Origin of the sequence: Anabaenopsis sp. FSS-46 (assembly GCF_029891665.1) — a bacterium.
Classification (GTDB): Bacteria; Cyanobacteriota; Cyanobacteriia; order Cyanobacteriales; family Nostocaceae; genus Anabaenopsis; species Anabaenopsis arnoldii.
The window spans coordinates 1-21633 of the sequence record NZ_JANQDG010000081.1 but is presented as its reverse complement, the minus strand read 5'-3'; the positions used below and the strand labels follow the sequence as shown (position 1 = coordinate 21633).

Annotated in this window: 18 protein-coding genes and 3 pseudogenes; 9 read left to right on the top strand and 12 right to left on the bottom strand. The window is 41.9% G+C overall.

The features are described from left to right. Positions 1 to 243: 243 nt before the first annotated feature. Together NWP21_RS09810 and ltrA are read right to left on the bottom strand one after the other, a co-directional pair. On the bottom strand, positions 244 to 1128 hold the full coding sequence (locus NWP21_RS09810) for a 4-hydroxybenzoate solanesyltransferase (protein ID WP_280792550.1): 885 nt from the start codon (positions 1126 to 1128) through the stop codon (positions 244 to 246). A gap of 78 nt (positions 1129 to 1206) precedes the next feature. Continuing rightward, positions 1207 to 2985 carry a group II intron reverse transcriptase/maturase gene (gene ltrA / locus NWP21_RS09805; RefSeq protein WP_280792549.1) on the bottom strand — a complete coding sequence of 593 codons (1779 nt, stop codon included), beginning with the start codon at positions 2983 to 2985 and terminating at the stop codon, positions 1207 to 1209. Positions 2986 to 3729: 744 nt separating this feature from the next. Between ltrA and NWP21_RS09800 the strand changes: the two genes are divergently transcribed. Together NWP21_RS09800 and NWP21_RS09795 are read left to right on the top strand one after the other, a co-directional pair. Next, positions 3730 to 5379, top strand: coding sequence for a Ppx/GppA phosphatase family protein (locus NWP21_RS09800; RefSeq protein ID WP_280792548.1), 1650 nt, complete (start codon positions 3730 to 3732; stop codon positions 5377 to 5379). A gap of 342 nt (positions 5380 to 5721) precedes the next feature. After that, the gene (locus NWP21_RS09795) at positions 5722 to 5925 is read left to right on the top strand and encodes a hypothetical protein (RefSeq protein ID WP_280792547.1); all 204 of its coding nucleotides are present in this window, start codon (positions 5722 to 5724) and stop codon (positions 5923 to 5925) included. 400 nt (positions 5926 to 6325) lie between these two features. On the opposite strand, the gene NWP21_RS09790 is transcribed toward NWP21_RS09795, so the two are convergent. Further along, positions 6326 to 6700 carry a hypothetical protein gene (locus NWP21_RS09790; RefSeq protein WP_280792546.1) on the bottom strand — a complete coding sequence of 125 codons (375 nt, stop codon included), beginning with the start codon at positions 6698 to 6700 and terminating at the stop codon, positions 6326 to 6328. Between the two features lie 384 nt (positions 6701 to 7084). On the opposite strand from NWP21_RS09790, the gene NWP21_RS09785 reads away from it, so the two are divergent. Beyond that, positions 7085 to 7222 (top strand): hypothetical protein, encoded by a 138-nt coding sequence (locus tag NWP21_RS09785; RefSeq protein WP_271733318.1) that lies wholly within the window; start codon positions 7085 to 7087, stop codon positions 7220 to 7222. Between the two features lie 3 nt (positions 7223 to 7225). On the opposite strand, the gene NWP21_RS09780 is transcribed toward NWP21_RS09785, so the two are convergent. Beyond that, complete coding sequence (locus NWP21_RS09780; protein ID WP_280792545.1) at positions 7226 to 7576, bottom strand: hypothetical protein; 351 nt, start codon at positions 7574 to 7576, stop codon at positions 7226 to 7228. A gap of 482 nt (positions 7577 to 8058) precedes the next feature. On the opposite strand from NWP21_RS09780, the gene NWP21_RS09775 reads away from it, so the two are divergent. Continuing rightward, on the top strand, positions 8059 to 9078 hold the full coding sequence (locus tag NWP21_RS09775; protein WP_280792544.1) for a DMT family transporter: 1020 nt from the start codon (positions 8059 to 8061) through the stop codon (positions 9076 to 9078). Between the two features lie 142 nt (positions 9079 to 9220). Here the strand turns inward: NWP21_RS09775 and NWP21_RS09770 are convergent, their stop codons facing one another. Continuing rightward, positions 9221 to 9676: a DUF2141 domain-containing protein gene (locus NWP21_RS09770; RefSeq protein ID WP_280792543.1), complete on the bottom strand. Its 456-nt coding sequence runs from the start codon at positions 9674 to 9676 to the stop codon at positions 9221 to 9223. Positions 9677 to 9845: 169 nt separating this feature from the next. Here NWP21_RS09770 and NWP21_RS09765 point away from each other — a divergent pair, with 169 nt between their 5' ends. After that, positions 9846 to 10742 carry an LD-carboxypeptidase gene (locus NWP21_RS09765; protein WP_280792542.1) on the top strand — a complete coding sequence of 299 codons (897 nt, stop codon included), beginning with the start codon at positions 9846 to 9848 and terminating at the stop codon, positions 10740 to 10742. Here the strand turns inward: NWP21_RS09765 and NWP21_RS09760 are convergent. Next, entirely contained in the window at positions 10739 to 12334 is a 1596-nt protein-coding gene (locus tag NWP21_RS09760; RefSeq protein WP_280792541.1) for an Hsp70 family protein, read from the bottom strand. The two genes, NWP21_RS09765 and NWP21_RS09760, sit on opposite strands and share 4 nt — an antisense overlap. 440 nt (positions 12335 to 12774) lie before the next feature. Between NWP21_RS09760 and NWP21_RS09755 the strand changes: the two genes are divergently transcribed. Then, positions 12775 to 13605, top strand: a complete 831-nt coding sequence (locus NWP21_RS09755) for a glycosyltransferase (RefSeq protein ID WP_280792540.1) — start codon at positions 12775 to 12777, stop codon at positions 13603 to 13605. Between the two features lie 28 nt (positions 13606 to 13633). On the opposite strand, the pseudogene NWP21_RS09750 reads toward NWP21_RS09755, so the two are convergent. From NWP21_RS09750 to surE, 6 genes and pseudogenes are all read right to left on the bottom strand, one after another. Continuing rightward, positions 13634 to 13747: pseudogene (locus NWP21_RS09750) on the bottom strand (pentapeptide repeat-containing protein); the annotation flags it as partial. After that, a pseudogene (locus NWP21_RS09745) lies at positions 13746 to 13900 on the bottom strand (coproporphyrinogen III oxidase); the annotation flags it as partial. The pseudogenes NWP21_RS09750 and NWP21_RS09745, both read right to left, overlap by 2 nt. A gap of 37 nt (positions 13901 to 13937) precedes the next feature. Beyond that, positions 13938 to 14072 carry a hypothetical protein gene (locus NWP21_RS09740; protein WP_280792539.1) on the bottom strand — a complete coding sequence of 45 codons (135 nt, stop codon included), beginning with the start codon at positions 14070 to 14072 and terminating at the stop codon, positions 13938 to 13940. 139 nt (positions 14073 to 14211) lie between these two features. After that, the gene (gene secA / locus NWP21_RS09735; RefSeq protein WP_280792538.1) at positions 14212 to 17001 is read right to left on the bottom strand and encodes a preprotein translocase subunit SecA; all 2790 of its coding nucleotides are present in this window, start codon (positions 16999 to 17001) and stop codon (positions 14212 to 14214) included. A gap of 423 nt (positions 17002 to 17424) precedes the next feature. After that, the gene (locus tag NWP21_RS09730; RefSeq protein ID WP_280792537.1) at positions 17425 to 18447 is read right to left on the bottom strand and encodes a bifunctional riboflavin kinase/FAD synthetase; all 1023 of its coding nucleotides are present in this window, start codon (positions 18445 to 18447) and stop codon (positions 17425 to 17427) included. Positions 18448 to 18621: 174 nt separating this feature from the next. Then, positions 18622 to 19419 carry a 5'/3'-nucleotidase SurE gene (gene surE, locus NWP21_RS09725; RefSeq protein ID WP_280792536.1) on the bottom strand — a complete coding sequence of 266 codons (798 nt, stop codon included), beginning with the start codon at positions 19417 to 19419 and terminating at the stop codon, positions 18622 to 18624. 95 nt (positions 19420 to 19514) lie between these two features. On the opposite strand from surE, the gene NWP21_RS09720 reads away from it, so the two are divergent. The 3 genes and pseudogenes from NWP21_RS09720 to NWP21_RS09710 form a co-directional block, all read left to right on the top strand. Continuing rightward, a complete protein-coding gene (locus NWP21_RS09720) occupies positions 19515 to 19772 on the top strand; it encodes a hypothetical protein (RefSeq protein WP_280792535.1) in 258 nt (85 codons plus the stop codon). 208 nt (positions 19773 to 19980) lie between these two features. Continuing rightward, entirely contained in the window at positions 19981 to 20973 is a 993-nt protein-coding gene (gene pheS / locus NWP21_RS09715; RefSeq protein ID WP_271734727.1) for a phenylalanine--tRNA ligase subunit alpha, read from the top strand. 237 nt (positions 20974 to 21210) lie between these two features. Then, a pseudogene (locus NWP21_RS09710) lies at positions 21211 to 21492 on the top strand (DUF262 domain-containing protein); the annotation flags it as partial. Positions 21493 to 21633 lie beyond the last annotated feature (141 nt).

Below are 21633 nucleotides of genomic sequence, written 5' to 3'. Positions count from 1 at the left end.
ACCGTTTAATTATGCAGCAACTCAAGACAATTTTTACCCGTGAGTTATTTTCTGGGTAGGTCAAAACCTCAAATTTCTTGACTGATGCAGTTTTAGGGTTGTATCTTCTCCATGGACAGCCGCCTTCTATAGGCAGAAGTATATAATCAAACAGTTTGCCAAGTCAATGTGGCAAACTGTAGATGTATAAAAAATTAATATTGTAGGAGGAGTGATATTTATCCGAGAACCCACAAAAATGGTCTAAACCAGAGAACCAGCAATCATTCCCCCAAGTAAAATAAAACCAATCCAGACATTTTGACTGAACATCTTACCATATACAGAATTGGGTAGGCTATCCTGGATTAAACTGAAATATTGCCAAATCCAGCCAATAGCAGCAATAACTACGCTCATCCAAAAGAAAAAACCCAATTGTGTTAATACAGCTAGATATACCAGTAATATAACTGTCAGAGCAAAGAAAATACCAATAGCTAAAGGGGCATAATTACCGAAGAATAAAGCGCTAGAATTTACCCCAATACGGCGATCATCTTCGCGATCGCTCATAGCGTAAATGGTATCAAACCCCAAAGTCCAGCATATAGTAGCGCCCCAGAGTAGCCAAGTGGGTAAAGAAATATCTGTAGTTACAGCACTCCAACTGATCAAAACCGCAAAACCCCAAGCAATGGAGAGAACTAATTGGGGGATGGGGAATACCCGCTTTGCACCTGGATAAAGCAGAATTACAGGTACAGCAGCTACAGACAACCAGAAACTTAAGGGGTTAAGATAAGAAGCGAGTACTGCGGCACATCCTAAAGCAACCACAGCCACTACAATCCCGACTTTAACAGACAAAGCCCGGGAAGCCAAGGGGCGATCGCGCGTTCTGTGCACCTGTGGGTCAATATTCCTATCCCACAAATCGTTAACCACACAACCAGCTGCACTAGTAGCTAGAGTACCCAAAATAATTACCCCGACCAAGGGTAAAGGCGGTTTTCCTGATGCGGCTAAAAATACAGACCACAAAGCCGGAATCATTAAAATTAATCGTCCTTCTGGTTTATCCCACCGCAAAAGGCGGATAATAGTCAGCCATACAGGTTCCTGTTTGCGTTCGTAAGGATTCAGCATATAAATCAAGTCATAACTTGAGATGGATGAATTCACACATCTATTAAACTAAGCCGGTCAGTCACCCAACCGACTCGTCTACAAAACCGTACGTGAAACTTTCGCTTCATACGGCTCCTCAGTGATATGGTTTTTGTCATGAATACCTACAAGACTTCCATCAGTGGATGTCTTCTTGTCATGGCAATGTCTGTGTAATAATTGTAGGTTCTTATGTTCATCTTTTCCACCTTTGGAGAGGGGTAAGATGTGGTCTACTTCCATTACATCACCTTCCCTAAAGTAATGCCCACATTCTGGACATTTACCCTTTTGCCTTTTAAGTAGAGTTGCTACTCTTTTGTCGGCTTCGGGATGGTTTGTCATTCTTGAACTCCAGTACACCCAATCACCATCAAATGGTGAGGCGTTGCCTTTAACCTTGACGTGGCGTACAATGGGAGTCTCTGGGTGCCTATACAGTTTGATGAATTTATCATCCATCTTTGCTGCAAATTCCCAGTTGTAGTTTCCGATTGTATGCCAGTATTTTTTGGCTATCCATTTGCCGGATTTGTTGGGGTGTCGGCGCTTTGCCCATCTGTAGAGTCGTTGATAAACCTGACTAAAAATCTTACTAAAGACTTTTTTACTTACTACAGATGAGTAGTAATTACACCAGCCCCTGATTATGGGGTTAAGACGACTTATCAATGCCAGTTGTGGTGATGGTAAGTCTCTTTTAATAATGCTAGAAATCTTTTCGTAATGGTTCTTGACAGATTTCATGGATGGGGTGATGATGGTTTTAAATCCTAGTATTTTACCATTTGAGGTAATCCCTGAGTTGTATTTACCAACTAAGTGTTGCCTTACATTGAAGCCAAGGAAGTCAAATCCTGGTTTCTCAGATTGGTGTTCATACAAGGTATGTGCCAATCTGGTCTTACTGGGTTTTAATTCCAATCCCATTTCACTTAGCCATTTAACTAAGATTTCTCTGCATTGTTCAATAACTGTTAGATTTTCATGCAAAATGACGAAATCATCTGCATATCTAATGATTGATATGGCTTGAGCCTTACTCACTTTACTACCTTTACCCGGTAATTTTGAAGCATACTCTTTGAGAATTTCTTCCATCCCGTGTAGGGCTATATTTGCCAACAGAGGAGATATAACACCACCTTGTGGTGTGCCTTCTTCTGTGGGGAATAAGACTTTGCTATCAACCACCCCTGCTTTTAACCATGCCTTAATTTGTCGGCGTAGTTTAGGGTAGGTGTTCAGTTTCTTTAGCAATGCTTGATGATTAATCTTGTCAAAACATTTAGCAATATCAGCATCTAATACAAATTTTGGTTTGAGTCTGATGGAACTGAATATTGCTCCTATGGCATCATGACATGAGCGTCCTGGTCTGAATCCATATGAATTAGGCTCAAAGTTTGCTTCCCATTCTGGCTCTAATGCCAGTTTGACAAGCGCCTGTAGCGCCCTATCATACATTGTAGGTATTCCTAGAGGTCTTTTCTCCTGCTTTCCAGGTTTGTCTATCCAGACTCTTCTGGTAGGTTTGGGATTAGACCCTAGTTTTAACTCTTCTACCAACTCCAGTCTTTCGTTGGGTGATAAAGCTTTCACTCCATCAACCCCGGCGGTTTTCTTTCCTTGGTTATCTTGAGTTACCCTACGTGTTGCTAAAGCTTTGGCTGACCAGGATTTCATCAGCACCTTTTGGAGTCCACGAACAACCTTGACATCACCACGAGATGAGGCTTGATAAATTCGTTTTTGGATTTTGTAAACACGACGTTCTAACTGTTTCCAGTTAATCGTGTTCCATTCTACCGTAGTCTTTACACTCGTTTTAGACATAATTCCTACTTGCGACTTTATCATCCATATCACCGTGAGTCTGTCGGCATATCTTAGGCATTACCCTAAGCGTTCGCTTTTGACTCAATCTTCCCCACTTGTAGCATCCGGTTAGCACCTACTTTTAGATTCGAGCTTCTAAAAGAGCTAACAAGGGGTTACTTCGTTCCGTGTGTCCATTCTATGTACCTTTAGAGTGATGCTATACGCCGGGTTTATCGGAAGTGCGTAACGGTCTAACATAAAATAGCCGTTTCCTTATCCTTTACCTTTTGGTTCCAGCCTGTCAGCCTTATTTGGCTGGGTTCTGTATTTACGACGCTTCGGACACATCTTGGGAGATCTTCCTCATGGGTACTTTGCTTGGCGTGTACCAGGTTAGGCTACCAGTAGGAACGCCTTTTCTCCCTGCTTTACAGATTGATGGCTAGTCGCTACCATAAGGGAGATGCTGTCACCCTTGCACCTAGGGGGTAGGATTTACACCTACATGAACACGCAGTTGTAAGAATCTGGTTTTCACCAGCCTTACCTTCCGTCCCTGAGCATTTCTACTCATTTAGGAAGAACGAATCGCACTTACATCTATAGAATAACTTTATTTGGTATTTATAGAAGTAGAACCTGTGACTGACAACGGTAAACATTCTTAGCTCAGACAGGCTTTGCACATAGTTCAGAGTAAGAAGAGATTGATTTCGTTGTAACGCACCATTTTTTAGTCCTTCAACGAGAGAAAACTAGATGCTGAATTTAGTTTCAGCTAGCTGGGAAAGTGTTAGCACTGAACCAGTTAAGCAAAACCGGATTATTGCTGCTATTGACATGGGAACAAATTCTCTGCACATGGTAGTAGTAAAGATTGACCCGACCTTACCAGCTTTCAGCATTATTGCCAAAGAAAAAGAAACTGTCAGGCTGGGTAATCGTGACCTGACCACTGGAGAACTCAAACCAGAAAACATTCATAAGGCTATTACCGCCCTCAGACGCTTTCAAGAAGTCGCTAAAACCGCCAATGCTGAAACAATCATAGCTGTAGCCACAAGCGCTGTGAGGGAGGCCCCCAATGGTAGAGATTTTTTACACCAGGTAAAAGAAGAATTAGGCCTAAGCGTTGACTTGATTTCTGGTCAAGAAGAAGCCCGTCGCATATACTTGGGTGTACTTTCGGGGCTGGAATTTGATCAGCAACCCCACATAATTATTGATATTGGTGGCGGTTCTACAGAGTTGATTTTAGCAGATAGCCAAGAAGCCCGCACTCTGAGCAGTACAAAAGTCGGCGCAGTGCGACTGACCAGTGAGTTAATCACCACCCAACCCATCAGCGATGTCCAGTTTCAATATCTCCAAGCCTATACAAGGGGAATTTTAGAACGTTCTGTTGAGGATGTATTGGCAAATATCCACCCTGGGGAATCTCCCCGTTTAGTGGGAACCTCCGGGACGATTGAAACCCTGGCGATGATTCATGGGCGAGAAAATTTAGGTATTCTTCCCTCTACCCTCAATGGCTACCAATTCACCCTCAAGGATTTGCGGGTTTGGGTAAATCGGTTACGCAAAATGACCCACTCAGAAATATCTATGATCCCCGGTATGCCAGATAAGCGGTCAGAAGTGATATTGGCTGGTGCTGTCATCTTACAGGAAGCTATGACTTTGTTAGGTGTAGATTCAGTCACCTTGTGCGGACGCGCCCTCAGAGAGGGGGTAATTGTAGATTGGATGCTATCCCACGGTTTGATTGAAGATAAACTGCGCTATCAAAGTTCCATACGCCAGCGGAGTGTTCTCAAACAGGCTGACAAGTATGATATCAATTTGGAACACAGCGATCGCGTGGCCTTATTTGCCTTAAGTTTATTTGACCAAACCCAAGGAAAGTTACACCAATGGGGAGCCGCGGAGCGACAACTGTTATGGGCGGCAGCCTTATTGCATAATTGTGGGCATTATATCAGCCATTCGTCTCATCACAAACATTCCTACTATTTGATTCGCAATGGTGAATTACTCGGCTACACTGAAACCGAAATTGAAATCATTGCCAATTTAGCCCGTTACCACCGCAAATCACCCCCCAAGAAAAAACATGATTATTACCGTAACTTGGTCAGTAAACAGGATCGACAAATCGTCAACCAACTCAGCGCCCTGTTGAGAATAGCCGTTGCACTAGATCGGCGACAAATTGGTGCGATCGCTCGCGTCCAATGTCTGTATAATCCCGGTAAAGGAGAGTTACAGATATTACTATTTCCCTCTGAACCTGATGATGACTGTTCTTTAGAACTTTGGAGTATAGATTATAAAAAACCAGTTTTTGAAGATGAGTTCAATCTAAAATTGGTACCTCTTTTACAATCGTCTCATTTTTCCCGAATATAGTTTACAGAAGATATTTTTGTGCGTTAAACTGATTTAGCGCACCTACCAATCCATCTCAGGGAACACCAGAAAATCAATGTTTCATCTGGTGTAAGTTTATCGTTCAACCTTGGGCATTGCATTCAGATATCAGTCTAAATCCCTCCCCCTCATGTGTGAGGAACGGGTAAAACCAGCAGGGCATCACCACAAATTATTGAATATTTTTAATCTGAAAGTCAATCCCTCAAGACAATCACTTTGTCATAGAGGTGAAGATGAACTGCGTCCACTGAGTTTGGATACATCAAAAATACTTAGTAAATTGACCCTTCTGAACACCCTTCAATGAGACTTGTGGTTATGGATAGAAGTAGACCCAACTTAGAAGAAGTCCTCGCTTATCTAGAAGCTGAAATGGATGAATATAATCAACAGTTCTATACAGAACCAGATAGGAATAATCAAGTGGTATCTAGTATGAATCGAGATTTTGTAGAACGTTGTGAACTGGGTACAGATGAAGAATATTCTCAAGAACTTGATGCAGAACTTGAGCTAAAATAACCGAAATCGAATAAATAGGTTAAACCCATCATATTCTGCTAATCATGCGCAGTATTTATGCAATTTCTAACCAGGGCTGCTCTACTACTTCCAATTTAATTTCTTTGGGAATAATTTTTATGAATAAATGAAATTTCGCCTCAGCTATTTAAGGATAAGATATACAATCCCAGTTATTCATGTGAATCACCCAATTAGCTATTTACAGCACTTTTAAACTAAATAAAGTACACACCTTAAGATCATAAATATTGTGGGGTGGGCATCGGTGCGCGCCCTTCTGTTCCTCACTCAGATAAAATGCGCTGTATTTACTAAAGATAAATAATTCGGCCTTTATTAATATATTTATTATTGAGTAGAGTTTAATAGTAGTTAAACCCTGCTCAATAACTGTTTCTTAGAGAGAAAAATTCTTTGGTGTCTTTACATTAACAGGAACAACTATGCTATTTTTAATAGTTGGACCATTTACAGCAGTACTATTACCTGCATTACCCCTGATTTCGTGGAGTACCTCTTGATGCTGTCTCACATTCCCATGATTACCAGTATTCACTTGTACTGCTGTCGAAGAACTAGTATTTCCTGTACAAGCTGCTGGACTGTACATTTGCACATTAGAAGTTTGTCTGGCGGGAGTTGGAGACATATTAAGTTGAACACCAACATGAGATATAACGCACTGTGCGAATGCGGCGCTGGTAGCAAAACTAGCAACTGTTAAACAAACACCAAAAGATAGGACACCAAGATATAAATCTTGATATTTCATCTAAGTTCTCCCGGATTTTTTACATTAATTACAAAAGACTGATACTTTACTACTGTGATGTCTGTATCTACCATTCCTGGTGACTTGTCTGCTTTCTTGGGTAAGAATACTACCTGATTTTTGACAGGTGTTTCTCAATAAAGTGTTGACATCGTTAATATGAAAATTTCCATTCATATAGATTTCAGTCTCAGGAGTATGGATCTGTGCACTTCCGGGTAAATCTGAAAATATTTCCAGATTTCCCCGGAAATATTGACGAATTCTCATTCTCCCTATGTGCATATCTATTTCACCTATTTGAGTAACAACAGGGAGAAATAAGCTAACAGAAATTAGCAGTGAGGAAAATTTGTAAATCTGCATAGGATATCCCCATCAAGTATGGCTGAAGCAAGCGGTAGCTATCAGAAAAAGTCTAGGGTAAAGTATAGTGTGGCTATCACCTTTACCCTATTAATTTTAGAAGCAGCCACCGAATTTAACTTAAATAATTTGGGGATGTTTGCTAATTATTCATAGTCATCAATGGTGTCTTTTCTGGGGATAATGGTGATACTTAGGTGGGTGTATCCCTTGGTTCATTTTTTTGTTCTGTTGATAAGCGCTATTAATACACACATTACTGATACCGTGGGTCTGACATATCTGATGAATGACTTGACCGCTAGCATTGCTACCATAACTACCAACATCACCAGCGAAATTTTGATGAATTTGATTAGCTCTATTTACACTCACGTTGTGATTTCCATGGGTAATATTCGTCTGATGAATTATTTGAGCATTATTACTGTCTCCAGTTTGAGCATTAGCACCAGTAGAACCAAAAGCGATCGCACTTACAGTGAACAAACCGATAATAAATTTATTCATGAACAACTCTAAAAATTTCAATGTCTCATTGATCCATTAGCTCTGATTAGCTGGCTGTGGTAGCCTGAATCTCAGCTATTAAGAATAAATAATAATAACAATTCTAGCAGTAGTCAAGCCAAATTAATACAAATTATAAACCACAGTGTTGCATAGATATTATCAACATATCTACGTTAATTTATTGTCGATAATACCGTTAAAAATTAGAACATAAAAATGAATTTATGAGATGATTTATTAGATATAGAATCTTAAATAATATGCGTTAAATATTATCTATCTAAAGAAATAAATTTCTAATTTAGTGAATAAAATCCAGATGATTGAGTATTAATTAATCACAGAAATCAGGATTTGCTGAAAATTTATGGAAGAGAAAATCAAATCCCCTGGATACTAAGGGAACACAAAACTACATAATTATGTAAAATTGTGTAAAGCAATTGTAGTATTTATAAAACGAAGGCATCAACAAACCCATGCAACTGAAACTCAGTGCATCTAAATTTCCCCCGGCTCCCTTAGTTTTAATCGCCCCGTTTTTCCTCTGGGGAACAGCAATGGTAGCCATGAAAGGAGTCATAGCCGACACTACACCCCTATTTATGGCAGCGGTGCGATTGCTACCAGCTGGGGTGTTAATTTTAATTACAGCAACAATGATGGGTAAACCCCAGCCGCGGGGTTGGTTAGCATGGCTGTGGATTATTTTATTTGCCTTGGTAGATGGGGCATTATTTCAAGGCTTTTTGGCAGAGGGACTAGTTAGAACTAGTGCGGGGTTAGGGTCTGTAATGATTGACTCCCAACCTTTAGCGGTGGCTTTGTTGTCCTTGTGGCTATTCCAAGAACACATTGGTTTGTGGGGATGGCTGGGGTTAGGACTGGGAGTTATCGGTATTAGTTTAATTGGTTTACCCCATGAGTTGATTTTTCAGTTTTTTGATCCCAATGTCAATGCAAGCATTGGGAATTGGCAAGATGTATTGAGTAGTGGTGAATGGTTAATGCTGTTAGCCGCCCTCTCCATGGCTGTGGGAACGGTAATGATTCGGTTTGTCTGTAGATATGCTGACCCGGTAATGGCCACAGGATGGCACATGATTTTGGCGGGATTACCGTTGTGGGGTATTTCATCCGTAGTAGAATCTCACCAGTGGCAGAATCTCACTATCTCTGAATGGATGGCTTTAGGCTATGCTACAGTTTTTGGTAGTGCGATCGCCTATGGATTATTTTTCTACTTTGCTTCTAGCGGTAGTTTAACTAGTCTGAGTTCTCTAACCTTTCTCACTCCAGTTTTTGCCCTCTTATTTGGTAATCTTATCCTCTCAGAAGTTCTCACCCCGTTACAGTGGGTGGGAGTAGGACTAACTTTAATCAGCATTTATCTAATTAACCAAAGGGATAACTGGCGCGGTGAAAATCAGAAGGTAACCGTGTCAGAAGAAGCTACACAGCAATCAGCAGTTTTAGAAACATCTATTCATGGAAGGTGAATAACAGCCACAAACAATTAACAATTAACATTTTGTAGTGGAGACTTAGGGTGAGTTAGAAGTAGAATTACAACATAGAAGATTTTCCACCGCGCCGTAACTAACTGCTAACCCACCCGACATTTCCACTTAAAAACAAAACTCAAAAATATTTCATCTGAACTTGGATAACTGTATTTGGCCCTGCTAGCAAAAAAGCAGCGTCTTTAAATTTAGGAGCACTGGTACGAACTTCTGGGTTTCTGGAAAACCCAAAGCCTTCCGTGGGGATACCCAGGTAATTAACATTGAGGATTTGATCTTGATTCTGATCATGGATAACAGCTACAGCATAAGTACCAGGTTGTAAGTTATCAAAGGTAATTTTTGAGGATGTTTCGGAAATCTTAGTACACTTACTTTTAACTACACCATCATTATTATTGGGAAATCCTTTACTATTAGCAAATATGGTTACACACACCAGTCCTTGTGTGTTTCGCAACCCATCAACTGCTACAGTGAGTTTACCTGGTAAAACCCCGCTAGCGGTAGATGTCCAGGCCGGATTTCCGATGAATGCAAGTAGCAACAGACTCAGCCCCAATTTATTTATCATAGGTATTCATCATAGGTTGTGTTGAAAGTACGTACAGTTTGGCATTACAGCACTTTTCAAGTAAATCAAGTACACATCTTAACATCATAAATCTTGTGGGGTGGGCATTCTCCCCGCCCTTGTTTACTAAACAAGCACAAAGCACACAAAAAAAATTACAGTTTCAATTATGCAATCTCACATATTACCCCCTCCCCTGCAACCTGGTGACTTATTAAAGGTAATTGCTCCTAGTGGTGCGTTGCGAGAATTACCAGCATTGTCAAGGGGTGTAGAAATTTGGCGATCGCGTGGTTATCAAGTGGAAGTTATCGCTAATCTAGCTGATAAGTGGGGATATTTAGCACAAACAGACGAAATTCGTCGCCAACAGCTAACCCAAGCCTGGGAAGATCCAGCTTGTCGTGGTATCCTCTGCACTAGGGGGGGATTTGGTAGCACCCGGATTTTGGAAAATTGGACTTGGAACCTCAACGGTAGACCACCCAAATGGCTGATAGGATTTTCTGATATTACAGCTTTGCTATGGAGTCTTTACACAGCAGGTATTTCTAGTCTTCATGCTCCCGTACTGACGACTTTAGGGAATGAACCAGATTGGTCAATTGGGCGATTATTCGATGTTGTCGAAGGTCGTCCTATTCCTCCCATCAAAGGTTGTCCTTGGGGTGGTGGAATCGCCACTGGTCTGTTACTACCAGGTAATCTTACTGTTGCTACTCATCTTTTAGCTACATCAATATTACCGGAGTTGGATGGTGTGATTTTAGCATGGGAGGATGTGACAGAAGCACCGTACCGCATTGACCGCATGCTCACCCAGTGGCGTTTAAGTCGTCTGTTGTCAAAGGTTCGTGGTATTGCTTTGGGGGGCTTTACTCAATGCGAAGCATCGCCCGGTATACCTAGCTTCAGTGTTGAAGAAGTTCTCCGCGATCGCCTGGGTGATTTGGGTATTCCCATTGTATCTGATTTACCCTTCGGCCATGACAGTCCCAATGCGGCTTTACCTGTGGGTGTATTAGCAACTTTGGATGCAGACCAGGGAGTTTTAACTATCAACTAACTGAGTTGAGCGACTAGTTGATTTTCTAACAGGGTATCGCTGGTTAACAAGTCCTCCACTGTAATGCGCAAAAAACGTTGTTCATCAACTTGAAACAAAACCTTAATGCGATCGATTCCCGGATATCCTGGTGGTGTCAGTTGGGCGATGGTTCTCGCACCAGCTTGATCATTGAGGGGTTTCACACTGGTGACACCCGCTTCTAAACGGCGAGTAACCAAGCGATCGCCGTCAAAATAAACTTCCGTACTACCTGTCTGAGAACCCAATTCCCCAATAATTAATTCAATGCTGGGTTGATTTTCCACAGACGCGCCTAAAACTAATTCTACCGCCTCACTCATGGGGTACGCCTGCCCCGATTTAATAATCGAATGCCAATTATGACGGTTTTGGCGACGGTCCCAATAGCGGACACCATAACTATGATAGAGAAAGTCTTTGATTTCCATCCCTTGGGCTAACTGTAACGCACCTTGAGCGATCGCTTCAAAGGGACGGTCACAGCGGATTTTTTCCCCTGGAAAATACTGTTTTACCCATGTCTGCACTGCTGGTAATTGTACAGTCCCACCCACTAACAAAACGGCGTTAATATCTGTAACTTCTATGCCCTGTCGTCGCGCTTGTTGTAATAAACTGGTCATTGACTCATCTAATTGGGCAAAAAATCCCTTTTCTTCCAGGATGTTGTCAAATATTTCCCGGTTTAATGACAATTCATAGCTCTCTAACTTCTCGTCGTCAAAATAAACTTCACTAGCTTGGTTTTGAGTTGATAGCTGGATTTTTACCCGTTCGGCTAATCTTGTGGTTAAGGGAGTTACCGCTAGTCCTTGAGTTTTAGCAAAGTAATCTACTAACCAATCATCTATATCAGTACCCCCCAGATTTTGCCCCGCTTTGGCTAGTACACGGGCTATTTTAGGTTTTTGGCGGGAATTGTCACCCAGGGATTTATTACCCCATTTCAGGAGAAATCCTACAGGTTTTTTAGTTGGCAAACTTGGATCTAAGCGCACTAGAGACAAGTCTAATGTACCACCGCCAAAGTCAACCACTAAGAGAATTTCTCGGTCTGCTAAATCGTAACCCAAAGCCGCAGCTGTTGGTTCGTCTAACATCTGCACCTTTTCCACCGGGAGGGCTTGACAAACTTGGCTTAACCAGTGACGATAGGCTTCAAAGCTGTCTACTGGTACTGTTAAGACCAGAGAATCTAACCCTCCTTCCATCGGTGCTAATTGTGCAATTAATTTATTCAAGAATAATTGCCCTACTTGCTCAAAGGTGACATTCTCCCCATCTATTTCTGGGAGGAAACCTTGAACATCCGCACCAATTCCCCGCTTGAAGCTGCGGAAGAATCTTGTTTCGTTCTTGAGGTCAAAACCGCCGTCGCGTACTTCTTGCCCTACTAATACTTTACCCTGTTGTATTTGTTCTATGTATAATAGGCTGGGAATAACTGGGGGGTTGAGGCTGTGCTGAGTTGATAAACCGGGTATGGTCAGGGTTTCTGGCCGCTGGGTGACCGGGTTCCAGCGGGCTATAACTGTGTTACTTGTACCAAAATCGATTGCGATCGCCATATTTGATAATTGTTTCACCCAAAGACGCAAAGGCGCAAAGTATTGTTTTCAGTAAAATGATTTTCGCATATCTTTACAGTGCGATTGTCGTCTGCTTATATGCCTAGTTAAAAAAAGCCTGACTGGCATCATATCCTATAAAATATAATGTTATATATTTTACTTTAATTACCTTAATTGCTTGCTAGTCTTCAGCCTTGAGATAGAAGAGTAAACAAAACCAAAAAGTTACATTCTTGAGCTATGTACTATTTTATTGTGCATTTTTCCAGTTAGATATTACGTAAGTGTCGGGTGCTTTACTTGATTGACGCAATTTATGCACTTGAACGCACCATACCCATAAGCAATTTATGTAATTCCAGAAAATGCACATTTTTAGTTCATGAGTCCATTGAAAATTCTCAAATATCAAATAGGCGTTGTGGAGATTGGTAAAAGTGAAATCTTATTTAGCAGGATTTTTAGCTCAACCACAGGTACAAGCCCATATTTATGATCAGAATATTATGAAAGTTGCAATTGTTATTGAGGCTCATTATAATTTAAATTCTCTGTCTTCTGTGCTGGAAGATATTCGCAAACAGAAATTATATCAGACAAAAATTGATATTTACGTTGTAGATAATGCTTTAGATGAATTTACTCAAGCTTATTTACAAAAATTTGACTTTACTCAAATTACATTTTTGCAACCGGAACAAAAATTAGCTGATCATGAGGGCTTATATTATGGGTTACAATTTGTCAGTAAGCTCAAATACGATTACATCTGGCTACTTGACAGTGATGTACGTCTAGATCCTTTGGCTCTCACCACGCTAATTACAACTTTACAAGAATATAATGAAGTTGGTTTAGTGTGTTCTCAGGTTTATGAGCGCAAAGAACCTAAAACTATTCAAGAATTTGGTAACTTTATTAATAGTAATTACCCACAATCAACAACCAATTTTGCCAAGCAAGATAATATATTAGGCGAAGAATTATTACATAATAAAGCTTATATTCAGGTAGAGTATTGTGCTGCTAAATCTCTCCTGTTGCCATATCAAGTTGTGCAGCATCTTGGAGTATGTAAAGATTTTGGTGTTAACTTTAAAAGTACAGATTTGTGTATGCAAGTGCAAAAAGCAGGTTGGATTATTGCTGTTAATCCTAGTTCAATTATTTGGCATAATTCACCTGATTTAGAACTATGGAGTTGGATTAATTATGATCATAAATACAGTTTCTACTATTGGCAAAAGTACAGACCAGACCTTTTTTAGTCACAGGCAGTTTTGCTAAATGTCATTTTTAATCATGAATCCTACCATCAGGCATGATAGCACCCTCTAGGTCAGCATTTGTTAAAATCGCGCCTGTTAAATCCGCACCTTTTAGATTTGCGCGTCGTAAAATGGCGGTTGTCGTACACTAAGTTAAACTCGATATAGCCCCCCGTCGGTATAGTTGAAACTGCCTTTGGCGATCGCCATACTCCATTCCCAGCCGCCGTTGTACAATGGGCAAATAAGCCGGTAGAAATCCTTGACCGCAATCCTGCAGGAAAGCAAAAGTATCCCCAGTCCTGAGTCAGGAGAGGAGTTAGGTTATGGTGCTAGCTTTGAGCAGTTAAATCTGCCATCAGTTCGGCAACAGAGATAATTTTCTGCGTACAACTCACATTAGCCCCAGAAAAAATTAGACCATGTTCCACGTCCCCACGGGCGGCTTGAGCCAATGCATTCAGCAAGCAGTAAGTTTTACCTTGATCTCTAAACAGACAGGTTTCTAAACTCCAGTAAAACCAATTACACGTTCATCCATCAGACCCAAAAAAAAGACGCAGAAAAAAATCTCTGCGCCTCTGGGACTTTGCCTACCAAAAAAACTTACACCATCTCAGAAGCCTGCACCCTAGGTTGAGCCTGAGGCTGGAACATAAACAGCGAGTAAACCACATCACGGCGGATGTTAACCATCATGTCCAAAAAGAGTTCATAACCCTCACTCTTATACTCAATCAACGGATCCTTTTGCCCATAACCGCGCAAACCCACAGACTCCCGCAAAGCATCCATTTGTTGCAAATGTTCCCGCCAGAGAGTATCAATACGCTGCAAGATAAAGAACCTTTCCGCTTGTCGCATTAGTCCCGGTTGAATCTGGTCAATTTGGGCTTCTTTGAGGTCGTAAGCAATTCGCACTTGTTCATGGAGGAATACCTTCATCTCGGTTAAGGTCATATCCTCTAATTGATTTGCTTCCATATCCGCCAGCAGATAGACAAATTCCTTGACCTTATCCACCAACTTTTCTAATTCCCACTCTTCGGAGGGTAGGTCTGGGTTGATGTAGAAATCAACGATTTCATCCATAGTTTTTTCAGCATATTTGACCACCTGTTCTTTCAAGTCCTGACCTTCTAAAACCCGGCGGCGTTCCGCATAGATAGCGCGACGTTGGTTATTCATCACCTCGTCGTACTCAAACACCTGTTTACGGATGTCGTAGTAATAGGTTTCGACTTTTTTCTGTGCCCCTTCCAAGCTGCGGGTGAGCATCCCAGATTCAATGGGCATATCTTCTTCTACTTGGAAAGCATTCATTAACCCAGCGACGCGATCGCCCCCAAAAATCCGCAGTAAGTTATCTTCTAAACTGAGGAAGAACCTGGTGGAGCCAGGGTCCCCTTGTCGTCCGGCGCGTCCCCGCAATTGGTTATCAATGCGGCGTGACTCATGGCGTTCTGTACCAATGACGTGCAAACCGCCTAATGAAATCACTTCATCATGTTCGCGGTCTGTGAAATCTTCGTATTCCTGCTTCACCCGGTTGTAAGCTTCCCGTAACTTTTGAATTACAGGGTCATTGGTGGGAGCCTTTTCTGCTGCTATGGCTACCTTGTCTTCTGCTGCCAGTTCTGGTAAGCTGCGTTCACCATATTCGGCCACAGCCACCTCCACAGCCTCTTTTAATAACTGTTCGGTGTCTTTTGTCAATTGAGTCGGAAAAATTTCCGGTGAAGCTCTCCAAGTTTTGACTTTTTTACCGGGAACAAAACCTTGACCACCACCATGTCCAGAGGGTAACCCAGCTGCCCTTTGCACACCAAAGATATCTTCATTTTCCGGCATGACAATTCGCGGCATAAAATATTCCCGCAGCTTCAACCGTGCCATATACTCGGAGTTACCACCCAGGATAATATCTGTACCCCGCCCCGCCATGTTGGTGGCAATAGTTACAGCCCCTCTGCGTCCTGCCTGAGCGACTATTTCTGCTTCCCGTTCTACGTTTTCTGGGCGAGCGTTGAGAAGTTCGTGGGGAATCCCCTTCTGTTTTAGTAGCTGGCTGAGATATTCTGATTTTTCTACACTAGTAGTTCCTACTAGAACCGGCCTACCCAGTTGGTGCATTTCGGCACATTCACCGGCTATCGCTCGCCATTTACCAGGCTCAGTTTTAAACACCATATCCGCCAAATCTTGACGTTTCCTGGTGCGATTGGTGGGAATTACCGCCACTTCTAACTTATAGATTTTTTCAAATTCTGGCTCTTCGGTCTTAGCCGTTCCTGTCATTCCGCCGAGTTTAGGATACAGCAAGAACAAATTTTGATAAGTAATTGTTGCCAGGGTTTGAGTTTCCGGCTGAATATCTACGTGTTCTTTAGCTTCAATTGCTTGGTGTAGACCATCACTCCAACGTCTTCCCGGTAAGACGCGCCCGGTAAATTCATCCACAATTACCACTTCGCCGTTACGGACGATGTAGTTTACATCCTTGAGGAACAGTTCCTTAGCTTTAATAGCATTGAACATGAAATGCGCCCAGGGGTCTTCCGGGTCAAATAAATCTGTAACTCCCAAAAGATGTTCTGATTCTGCAAACCCTTCATCAGTTAACAGTACGTTTCGAGCCTTTTCATCTACCTCATAATGCTCATCTTTTTTCAGACTGAAGGCAATTTCAGCAGCGCGGAGGTATTTTTCCGTAGGTCTTTCTACCTGTCCAGAAATAATCAGGGGTGTTCGCGCCTCATCAATTAAAATCGAGTCTACCTCGTCAATTACACAATAGTTGAACGGGCGTTGTACAACATCCGCCATGGATGTGGCCATATTATCCCGTAGGTAGTCAAAGCCCACCTCACTATTAGTCACATAGGTGATGTCACACTCATAGTTTTTCTTGCGTTCACTGGGAATCATGCTGGACTGAATTAGCCCCACACTTAGACCCAGAAACCGATGCACCTGTCCCATCCATTCAGCATCCCGACGAGCCAGGTAATCGTTCACGGTAACCACGTGTACACCCTTACCAGTTAGAGCATTTAAATAACTCGGTAAAGTAGCAACTAGAGTTTTACCCTCCCCGGTTTTCATTTCGGCAATTTGTCCAGAGTGCAGGATAACACCGCCCAACAGCTGGACATCAAAATGTCGCAAACCCAAGACTCGCCGTCCGGCTTCCCTGACCACAGCAAAGGCTTCTGGCAGAATATCATCGAGTGTTTCGCCCTTACCAAGACGCTGTTGAAATTCTGCTGTTTTGCCTTTTAAATCTTCGTCGCAAAGAGCTTGAATCTCTTCATCTAACAGGTTAATTTCACTAATGTAAGGTTGGTATTTTTTCAGCTTACGAGCGTTGGGGTCGCCCAACAAGAGTTTTAGCATGGCAGATTAGGGAACTAAATCAAGGGGTACGGAAAATAAAGTTTTTGTATTGATTATAAGAATTTAACCCAGTCCAGCCATTCAGGTTGTAGATGGGCATAAAATCAGAGTTAACTCAAAAACAAGAAAAAAGTAGATCCAATAAGTAATGGATTGGGTTGATTTCACATAGTGCTAAACCTCGATTCCAAGCCTGTATAGCTGCTCTGTGCGTGTTCAGCCAGTGGCAGCCTTTGTTGCTTGTTGACTGTGAGTTGAGTCTTGAATCTTAGCAGCATGATTGTATTTTACACTTAAATGCCAAGATGGTCTTGATTTGATGACTCCAGAGGAGGCTCTTCACACCTATATCTTAGTTATGAGATTACATAGGTGTGGAGGGCGGTAATTATTTCCGGAATAATAGAGATAATTCCCATTGAATTAGGTCAAATCAGCATTCACCCTGAAAACTTCCCTAGCAATATTACAGTCAAGTTGAATTTGTGTTTTCAGGTCTTCCAGAGAAGGAAATTTCTGTTCTGGGCGCAAAAAATCGACGAGCCGCACAGTCAGTTTTTTGCCATATAAATCACCAGACCAATCGAATAGATGCACTTCCACAGACAAGTTACTACCATTGACTGTCGGGCGCTTACCGATATTCATCACACCCAATTTATCATGTATCGTAGTTGGGTCTGGTGTATCACCCATAATAGTAGCGCGGACGGCATATACACCGTGGCGGGGGACAAACTTGTCTGGTGGTAATTGCAGGTTGGCGGTGGGAAAACCGATAGTTCTGCCCATTTTTGCCCCTGCAATCACAGTACCAATGAGGGTATAAGGTCGTCCCAGTAGAAAGTTAGCGTTTTTAATCTCCCCACTTTCTAAATAGTGACGGATGAGTGAAGTGCTAATGGGAGTTTGTTGGGTGGGAGTATTGTCTGTATAAGTTTGCAAGGAAACAATAGTCACGGGGATATGGTGCTTCGCGGCTAGTAATTGCAAATCTTGAGCAGTACCACGACGCTGTTTACCAAAACAAAAATCTTGTCCCACGCTAATGCGGCGACATTGGAGTTGTTGCACTAAGATTTTATCTACAAAATCTGTGGGAGATAAAGCAGATAATTCTTTGTCAAAGGGTAGCAGTACAAGTTGTTCTACTCCTAGAGAGCGCAATTGTTGGACTTTTTCATCCAGTGGTGTGAGCAAAGGTCTGGGTTGACCTGTAAAAAACTCCAGGGGATGGGGGTCAAAGGTGACAACTGTCGAGTATGTTTGTTCTTGTGGCTGGGTGTTCTCCCCATCCAATGCTGCGGGCAAAATTGGTTGAATAACTCTGTGATGTCCAAGATGCACACCGTCAAATTTGCCAAGAGCGACAGCAGTTGGTTTGAGCAGCTCTTCCGGTGAGGAAGCAACCCACAAAGAACACCCATTTTTAGACAAATTTAGCACGTGGATTCTGAGAATTTAGGTTGATTTAGCCATCAGTCACAAGCTACTTTACGGTCAGGGGTCTACAAAGTTGAGTCAGGTAGGCGATGGCGCTAATAGCTCTTGATCTCCAATCTAATCTAAAATCTACAATTGCTTAGAGTACAAACTTGATTCCAGACTGCTGATCATCACTCAAGTCAGAGGAAATTCCCAACTAGATAACTTGTCCAATCCTGTGGGATAGGTAAGATTATATTGTAATGGCGTAATGCTGATGTAGTTGCTGCGGATCACATGGACATCAATCGGCACATGATCAGATATATTTAAACCTTTGGGCGGTTCCACTTCTTCTAAAACTTCCCCAGTTAACCAATAGTAGATTCTACCACGGGGATCCACACGCTTGTCAAAAACGTCCACATAGCGCCGTACTCCCTGACGAGTAAAAGTCACCCCGGCGATTTTTTCCCAAGGTACAGGGGGAACGTTGACATTCAGCAACATCAATTCTGGTAAAGGATTTACCGCTAGTTTCTCTACAAGCATTTCGGCAAACCTAGCAGCAGGTTGAAAGTCTTTAGATGTATGGCTGGTAAGACTTAAAGCTATACTGGGAATACCTTCAATTACACCTTCCATAGCGGCGGAAACCGTACCAGAATAAAGAATTTCAGTGCCCAAATTTGCACCTTGATTAATGCCAGACAGAACTAAATCAGGGGGAGAATCTAACAAAGCCCACAGTGCCAATTTCACGCAATCTGAGGGAGTACCATCACAAGCCCAAGCATTGATGGCCGGATGAAAAACTGATTCGATCACTTCAGCGCGAAGGGGTTGGTGGATGGTTAATCCATGTCCGGTTGCTGAACGCTCCCGATCTGGGCAAACTACACTTACATCATGTCCTGCTTCTGCCAAGCGGTCAGCTAGGGTACGAATACCTAAAGCAGAAACTCCGTCATCATTACTAATGAGTAATTTCATGGATCTTTTTATCAGTCATTTCTCAATATTCTATCCCTGTAGTATGAGGTAAAAAAACTCTCACAAGAAAATCGCAAAAAAGGCACGGAAGCCACTTGGCTTTAGACAGCGGAGGAAGTGCCAACGGCGAATTGATTCGCCGTGGTGATATAATCAAGGTGCGAGTAAGAATAACCATCTGCACGAAGAAGTATTTTGAGCAGGAGAAACCCCTGATTTATCTCGTCTCGGCTTTGACCGTAGCCTGGTTAAACAAGCAAAGGCAAAATACAGAGTGTATACCGCCAAAATTCGATGGACTCAGAAAGCCAAAAAAATATAAAAGTAAGCGTAATTGCAACACTTATCCGTAGGTAGTTGTTTTGAGCGTGTAGGGGGATAATTGACTATTCCTTTTAAGCAAGTCTCAAAGAATCTGCGTGTCTTCAGACCGCAGAGTGTCAACTCTAAACTAGTAAACGCAGGTTGGGTTTTGACTTGGACTGTTTTGTACAGTGATTGGGTACCATTCCAAAGTCGTAGACTAATAATCAATGACTCATGACCAATGACTAATAACTAATGACTACGAATTTAGAGGCTCAACTTTTAGCACTGCGGGAAGAAGCAGAACAAGCGATCGCCGCCGCCGATACCCTAGAACGTCTAGAGGAACTCAGAATTAGCTATCTGGGGAAAAAAGGGCAGCTGGGGGCGTTATTGCGAAGTATGGGACAAATGAGTGGGGAGGAACGACCAAAAATTGGGGCGATCGCCAATACAGTCAAAGAATCCCTACAAAACAGTCTAGACCAGCAACGCGCCGCTTTAGAATCTGCCAAAATTCAGGCACAGCTAGAGGCGGAAACTCTCGATGTGACCATGCCGGGAATTTACCGCCCTCAAGGTCGAATTCACCCACTTAATGGTATTATTGACCGGGCGCTGGATATTTTTGTGGGTATGGGCTATACCGTAGCCGAAGGGCCAGAGATGGAAACAGATTATTATAATTTTGAGGCTCTGAATACCCCTCCCGATCACCCAGCTCGTGATATGCAGGATACCTTCTACCTACCAGACGGTAATCTCCTCCGTACTCATACTTCATCAGTACAAATTCGCTACATGGAAAGAGAAGAACCACCCATCCGGGTTGTGGCTCCAGGGCGAGTTTATCGGCGTGATCATGTAGACGCTACTCACTCGGCGGTTTTCCATCAAATAGAACTATTAGCCATCGACCATGGGCTAACATTTACAGACCTCAAAGGTACTATTAAGGAGTTTTTACAAGCAATATTTGGTGATTTACCCATTCGTTTCCGTGCTAGTTATTTCCCATTTACAGAGCCTTCTGCTGAGGTAGATTTGCAGTGGAATGGTCGCTGGTTAGAGGTAATGGGCTGCGGTATGGTAGACCCTAATGTGATGAAAGCTGTAGGTTATGACCCAGAAATTTATACTGGGTTTGCGGCTGGTTTTGGTGTAGAACGTTTTGCTATGGTGTTACACCAAATCGATGATATCCGCCGTTTATATGGTAGCGATTTACGATTTTTACAGCAGTTTTAATGTTTTCCGGGCAAATTAGACTTTTTTGATCAGTAGATAATTCTCCCGAAACTATTAACGTAAGAATATACATAAGCCTGCATATGCAGGCTTACAATATCTTATTTAACGCTGATTCATCATGCTAAATTTGTCTTTAAAGGAACAATAAAACGTTAAATATGTCAACCTAAAAATCAAAATTCATCGATCTATCGCACCAAAAATCTATTTATTGCAAAAATTGGAGTAGTAAATATGTCCCTTCAAGAAGAAATCGACAAAATGAGACAAGAAATTAGAGTCGATGGATATTCAATGTCTATTGGAGAATGGATTAGCTTATATGAAGATGCAGAAATTGATATACACCCGGAGTTTCAAAGATTTTTTCGTTGGACTAATAGCCAAAAAACCAGTTTAATAGAGTCTATTTTATTAGGAATTCCAATTCCACCTATTTTTGTATCTCAACGTGAAGATGGAGTTTGGGACGTAGTTGATGGTCTTCAAAGACTATCAACAATATATGAATTTGTGGCACAAGTGTTGAATGTCGTTACAAAACTTTACATATTTAAGTATAGTAGTCTTATCAAGGGTAGAAATGTCAGCATTTCATAATATCTTCCATCCAATGGACATAACTGATTTGTTGACACATACAAGCCTGAAGATAGC

Bases quoted from the DNA above. Each gene is read 5' to 3' on its own strand.
- NWP21_RS09810 (WP_280792550.1), bottom strand. From the start codon at position 1,128: ATGCTGAATCCTTACGAACGCAAACAGGAACCTGTATGGCTGACTATT.
- ltrA (WP_280792549.1), bottom strand. From the start codon at position 2,985: ATGTCTAAAACGAGTGTAAAGACTACGGTAGAATGGAACACGATTAAC.
- NWP21_RS09800 (WP_280792548.1), top strand. From the start codon at position 3,730: ATGCTGAATTTAGTTTCAGCTAGCTGGGAAAGTGTTAGCACTGAACCA.
- NWP21_RS09795 (WP_280792547.1), top strand. From the start codon at position 5,722: ATGGATAGAAGTAGACCCAACTTAGAAGAAGTCCTCGCTTATCTAGAA.
- NWP21_RS09790 (WP_280792546.1), bottom strand. From the start codon at position 6,700: ATGAAATATCAAGATTTATATCTTGGTGTCCTATCTTTTGGTGTTTGT.
- NWP21_RS09785 (WP_271733318.1), top strand. From the start codon at position 7,085: ATGGCTGAAGCAAGCGGTAGCTATCAGAAAAAGTCTAGGGTAAAGTAT.
- NWP21_RS09780 (WP_280792545.1), bottom strand. From the start codon at position 7,576: ATGAATAAATTTATTATCGGTTTGTTCACTGTAAGTGCGATCGCTTTT.
- NWP21_RS09775 (WP_280792544.1), top strand. From the start codon at position 8,059: ATGCAACTGAAACTCAGTGCATCTAAATTTCCCCCGGCTCCCTTAGTT.
- NWP21_RS09770 (WP_280792543.1), bottom strand. From the start codon at position 9,676: ATGATAAATAAATTGGGGCTGAGTCTGTTGCTACTTGCATTCATCGGA.
- NWP21_RS09765 (WP_280792542.1), top strand. From the start codon at position 9,846: ATGCAATCTCACATATTACCCCCTCCCCTGCAACCTGGTGACTTATTA.
- NWP21_RS09760 (WP_280792541.1), bottom strand. From the start codon at position 12,334: ATGGCGATCGCAATCGATTTTGGTACAAGTAACACAGTTATAGCCCGC.
- secA (WP_280792538.1), bottom strand. From the start codon at position 17,001: ATGCTAAAACTCTTGTTGGGCGACCCCAACGCTCGTAAGCTGAAAAAA.
- surE (WP_280792536.1), bottom strand. From the start codon at position 19,419: ATGAAATTACTCATTAGTAATGATGACGGAGTTTCTGCTTTAGGTATT.
- pheS (WP_271734727.1), top strand. From the start codon at position 19,981: ATGACTACGAATTTAGAGGCTCAACTTTTAGCACTGCGGGAAGAAGCA.